Source organism: Neisseria sp. P0022.S010 (assembly GCF_051956635.1).
Map to the genome: position 1 here is coordinate 1 of NZ_JBQCXF010000195.1, position 5,243 is coordinate 5,243.

Below are 5,243 nucleotides of genomic sequence, written 5' to 3' on the forward strand. Positions count from 1 at the left end.
TGCGTGATTTCAATGAGAAATTGGCGATTTTGAACTTCAGCCAGTTTACCGCGCCGACTTTGGTTACCACACGTTCCGCCGATGTCCGTGCCTTTTTGAAAGAACACGGCGACATCATCATCAAACCTTTGGACGGCATGGGTGGTATGGGCATTTTCCGCCTGACCGAATCCGACCCCAATATCGGCAGTATTTTGGAAACCCTGATGCAGCTTGATTCACGCACCATCATGGCACAACGTTATATTCCTGAAATCGTACATGGCGACAAGCGCATTCTGATTATCGGCGGGGAAGTCGTTCCGTATGCTTTGGCGCGCATTCCGCAAAATGGCGAAACGCGCGGCAACTTGGCTGCCGGCGGCCGCGGTGTGGCGCAGGAATTGAGCGAGCGCGACCGTGAGATCGCAGAAACCCTTGCGCCTGAATTGAAGCGCCGTGGTATTTTGCTTGCAGGTTTGGATGTCATCGGCAGCAACCTGACTGAAGTCAACGTAACCAGCCCGACCGGCTTCCAAGAAATCATGAAGCAAAAAGATTTCAACGTTGCCGCCATGTTTGCAGATGCCGTGGCATCTTGGGCAAAACAATAAATCCAAAGGCCGTCTGAAAATTGATCCGACCGTTTTTTCAGACGGCCTTTTTATGTTGAGTATATGATGAAACCATCTTCCTACGCTTCCGAGAAAAAAGGAAAAAACGGTATCAAGCGCATTATCAATGCGTTTGGTTATTCCAAAGACGGACTGGCTGCCGCGTATCGTTATGAAAGCGCATTTCGCCAAGTTTTTTGGCTGAACCTGATTTTAATTGTCTTGGCTTTGTTCCTTGATTTCGGCCCGGTCACCAAAATGGTGCTTGTTGTCGCATCGTTTATTTCACTGATTACCGAATTGTTTAATACCGCCATCGAGGCAGCTGTTGACCATACCTCTACTGAAAAACACGAGCTGGCCAAGCGTGCCAAAGATGCCGGTTCGGCCGCGCAACTGATGGCTTTGTTAATGTTATTTATTGTTTGGATTGTTGCATTAACTGCTTAGAAATGTGGTAATATGGTAATTCATTAGGATTAGATAGTATTACTTAATCTATATCAAAGTTTTCAGACGGCCTTCGGTTGTAAGATGAAGGCTGTATATCCCAGCCATTTGGCAAACATAAGGAGCAAAACATGAAAAAATTAATGGCAACCCTGATTCTGGCAGGCTTAGCAACTTCCGTATCTGCAGCCGGTATCCATATTGAAGACGGTTGGGCACGTTCTACCGTTGAAGGTATGAAAATGGGTGGCGCATTCATGAAAATCCACAACGATGAAGCTAAAAAAGACTTCTTGGTTGGCGGCAGCAGCCCGGTAGCCGAGCGTATCGAAGTACATACCCATGTAAACGACAACGGCGTAATGCGCATGCGCGAAGTTAAAGGCGGCATCCCGCTGGAAGCAAAAGACGTAACCGAGCTGAAACCAGGCAGCTACCACGTTATGTTCATGGGTCTGAAAAAACCGCTGAAAGAAGGCGAAAAAGTACCTGTTACCCTGAAATTCAAAAATGCCAAACCTCAAACCGTACAACTGGAAGTGAAAACCGCACCGCAATCCGGCATGGATCACGGTCACGGTCATGGTCACGGTGGCGCGCATCAGCACTAATTGCTTGAATTTGCATATAAAGGCCGTTTGAAAGTCATTGGGCTTTCAGACGGCCTTTTCTGTCGTTAAATCAAAATGTGCTAAAATCACGCTTTAAAAAATGCATTTGAAACCCACATTCCCCTCATGAATACTACTAACACACCAACAAACATCATCGTCGGCCTCTCCGGCGGCGTCGATTCATCTGTTACCGCGGCCCTGCTCAAACAGCAAGGCCATCAAATCAGCGGCGTGTTCATGCAGAACTGGGAAGATGACGACAACGACGAATATTGCAGCATCAAACAAGACTCCTTTGATGCCATTGCCGTTGCCGATATCATCGGTATCGATATCGACATCGTCAATTTTGCCGCGCAATATAAAGACAATGTATTTGCCTATTTCCTCAAAGAATACAGCGCAGGCCGCACGCCAAATCCGGATGTCTTGTGCAATGCCGAAATCAAATTCAAATGCTTTTTGGATTATGCCATTGAGCAGGGCGTCGATACCATTGCCACCGGACACTATGCCCGCAAAGAAGTTCGCAATGGCGTGCATTACCTGCTCAAAGGCTTGGATCAAAACAAAGACCAAAGTTATTTCCTGTACCGCCTCAAACCTTTCCAACTTGAGCGCGCGATTTTCCCATTGGGCGAGTTAGAAAAGCCTGAAGTCCGCCGTCTTGCCGAAGAATTCAAATTACCGACTGCAACCAAAAAAGACAGTACCGGTATTTGCTTTATCGGTGAACGTCCGTTCCGCGAATTTCTGCAAAAATATCTGCCAACCAATAATGGCAAAATGGTTACCCCTGAAGGCAAAGTAGTCGGCGAACACGTCGGCTTGATGTTTTACACGCTGGGTCAACGCAAAGGCTTGGGTATCGGCGGCGCAGGCGAACCATGGTTTGTCGCGGCCAAGGATTTGACCAAAAACGAACTGATTGTCGTGCAAGGTCATGATCATCCTTTGCTTTATACGCAAAGCCTGATTATGAACGATTTGAGTTTTACATTGCCCGAACGTCCGAAAGAAGGACGCTATACCTGCAAAACGCGCTACCGTATGGCCGACGCGCCTTGTACGTTGCGTTACTTGAATGATGAAACCATCGAGCTTGTCTTTGACGATCCACAATGGGCAGTAACTCCCGGACAATCTGCGGTACTGTACGACGGCGATGTGTGCTTGGGCGGCGGTATCATCATGTCCACCGACAAGCCTGTCATTATTACTACTTAATAAAAGGGCCGTCTGAAAACGAAGTAGCAGATTGAAATAAAGCCTTTCAGACGGCCTCGACTTCAAAAAATAACTCAATAAAAGACTGATCAATATGGAAAAACTCTGGCTCAAAAGCTATGAACAAGGCGTAAACCCTGAAATCGATATTTCTCAATACAGCTCCATCAGCGACGTATTCCGTCAAAGTGTCGAGAAATTTGCGGATAAACCTGCTTTTCAAAACATGGGTAAAACGCTGACTTATGCCGAAGTGGGCAAGTTGGCGACCGATTTTGCGTCTTACCTGCAAAATGTATTGAAACTGCCGCGCGGTGAGCGTGTGGCGATTATGATGCCGAACGTTTTGCAATATCCGATTGCGCTTTTCGGTATTCTGCAGGCAGGCTTGGTGGCAGTGAATACCAATCCGCTTTATACACCGCGCGAGTTGGAGCATCAGTTGAAAGACAGCGGCGCGACAACGATTGTCGTGTTGGAGAACTTTGCCAATACGTTGGAGCTGGTGTTGCCGCGTACGCAAATCAAACATGTAATTGTCGCGTCGGTCGGCGAAATGTTCGGCATGATTAAAGGCGCATTGATGAACTTCGTCATCCGCAAAGTGAAAAAAATGGTGCCGGAATACCGCATTCCCAATACCGTGACTTTTCAGACGGCCTTGAAGCAAGGTGCGGCAAATACGTTCAAACCAGTCGAGTTGACACGCGACGATACTGCTTTGCTGCAATATACAGGCGGCACGACCGGTTTGGCAAAAGGCGCCGTCCTCAGCCACGGCAATATCTGCGCCAATATGTTGCAGGCAAAAGAATGGATTAAAAACAGCCTGCACGAAGGCAAAGAAACGGTCATTGCCGCGTTGCCGCTGTATCATATCTTTGCCTTGACGGTGAACCTGATGATCTTTGCGAATACCGGTTCTAAAATCATCCTGATTACCAATCCGCGCGATATGAAAGGATTTATCGGTGAATTGAAAAAAGAGCCGATTAGCGTATTCATCGGTGTGAATACTCTGTTTAATGCGATGGTCAACCGTCCGGATTTTGCCGAAGTTGATTTTTCCCGTTTGAAGCTGACTTTGGGCGGCGGTATGGCAACGCAAAAAGCCGTGGCGGAAAAATGGAAACAAATTACCGATACGCCGATTGTGGAAGCTTACGGTTTGACCGAGGCCAGTCCGGGCGTATGTTGTAATCCTTTGAATATCGAAGCTTACAGCGGTGGTATTGGTCTGCCTGTTTCTTCAACCGAGGTCGAATTGCGTGATGCAGACGGCAAAGAAGTGCCTATCGGACAACCGGGCGAATTGTGGGTGCGCGGCCCGCAAGTGATGAAAGGCTATTGGAATCGTCCTGAAGAAACCGCCAAAGCAATCGATGCACGCGGCTTTTTGGAGACCGGCGACATTGCCGTGATGGATGAAAAAGGCTGGCTGAAGCTGGTGGACCGCAAAAAAGATTTGATTGTGGTATCCGGTTTCAATGTGTATCCGAACGAAATCGAAGAAGTGGTGGCCGGCAACGACAAAGTCTTGGAAGTCGCCTGTATCGGCGTGAAAAGTGAGAAAACCGGTGAAGCGATTAAGGTCTTCGTTGTACGCAAAGATCCATCTTTGACTAAGGAAGAGTTGATCGATTTCTGCCGCAAAGAACTGACCGCTTATAAAGTGCCGAAAGACATCGAATTCCGCGACGAGTTGCCAAAATCCAACGTTGGCAAAATCCTGCGCCGCGAGCTGCGCTGATATATAGAAACAGTATGATAAGGCCGTCTGAAAGTTTTGAACTGCACCCCCAAAGTTGGACATCCCCCCCTCCAACTCACAAGGTGCAGTTTTTTTATGAGCAAATATACATTACACTTCAAATACCAAGCCGTACTCCACTACCTGCACATACGCAGCCAACAGCGTACCGCAGACCACTACGGCATCTCACGAACCCACCTGCGACGATGGATACGCGCCTATCAGGAAGGCGGTATCGGCGCACTCGAACATCCACAATCCAAAACCATGACCGACCACCGCAAAAACCCCTTCATCGCAGATAAACCCGACCACGAAAAACACAGGCAGAGCTTATCGAAGAGTTGTGCTATATGCGCGCAAAGGTTGCCTACCTAAAGGAGTTGAAAGCCCTCAGCAAAAAGCGGACCGAAAAGGACAAAGCCAAACCGTCCAAACACTGAGGGCGCAACACCCGCTCAAATACCTGCTGCACATCGCAAACCTGCCCAAAAGCAGCTTTTACTACCACCATCAAGACCGGCCCGACCCCGATGCAGCCGACAAAGCCCTTATCGCCGAAATCTACGAACGGCATAAAGGACGCTACGGGCAAAGGCGCATTGC

The 5,243-nt window shown here is 48.2% G+C and carries 6 protein-coding genes and 1 pseudogene; all 7 read left to right on the plus strand.

Annotation, left to right across the window (positions count from 1 at the left end):
* On the plus strand, positions 1-593 hold a 593-nt coding region (gene gshB / locus ACTHUT_RS13500; RefSeq protein ID WP_440418887.1), incomplete at its 5' end, for a glutathione synthase.
* Positions 594-659: 66 nt separating this feature from the next.
* Positions 660-1,043 carry a diacylglycerol kinase gene (locus ACTHUT_RS13505; protein WP_049350673.1) on the plus strand — a complete coding sequence of 128 codons (384 nt, stop codon included), beginning with the start codon at positions 660-662 and terminating at the stop codon, positions 1,041-1,043.
* Between the two features lie 131 nt (positions 1,044-1,174).
* Positions 1,175-1,654: a copper chaperone PCu(A)C gene (locus ACTHUT_RS13510; RefSeq protein ID WP_003683197.1), complete on the plus strand. Its 480-nt coding sequence runs from the start codon at positions 1,175-1,177 to the stop codon at positions 1,652-1,654.
* 126 nt (positions 1,655-1,780) lie between these two features.
* Positions 1,781-2,884 (plus strand): tRNA 2-thiouridine(34) synthase MnmA, encoded by a 1,104-nt coding sequence (gene mnmA, locus ACTHUT_RS13515; protein WP_440418888.1) that lies wholly within the window; start codon positions 1,781-1,783, stop codon positions 2,882-2,884.
* 94 nt (positions 2,885-2,978) lie between these two features.
* Positions 2,979-4,634: an AMP-binding protein gene (locus ACTHUT_RS13520; protein ID WP_250590249.1), complete on the plus strand. Its 1,656-nt coding sequence runs from the start codon at positions 2,979-2,981 to the stop codon at positions 4,632-4,634.
* Positions 4,635-4,730: 96 nt separating this feature from the next.
* Complete coding sequence (locus ACTHUT_RS13525) at positions 4,731-5,015, plus strand: helix-turn-helix domain-containing protein (protein ID WP_039856202.1); 285 nt, start codon at positions 4,731-4,733, stop codon at positions 5,013-5,015.
* Positions 4,984-5,243: pseudogene (locus ACTHUT_RS13530) on the plus strand (hypothetical protein); the annotation flags it as partial. The gene ACTHUT_RS13525 and the pseudogene ACTHUT_RS13530, both read left to right, overlap by 32 nt.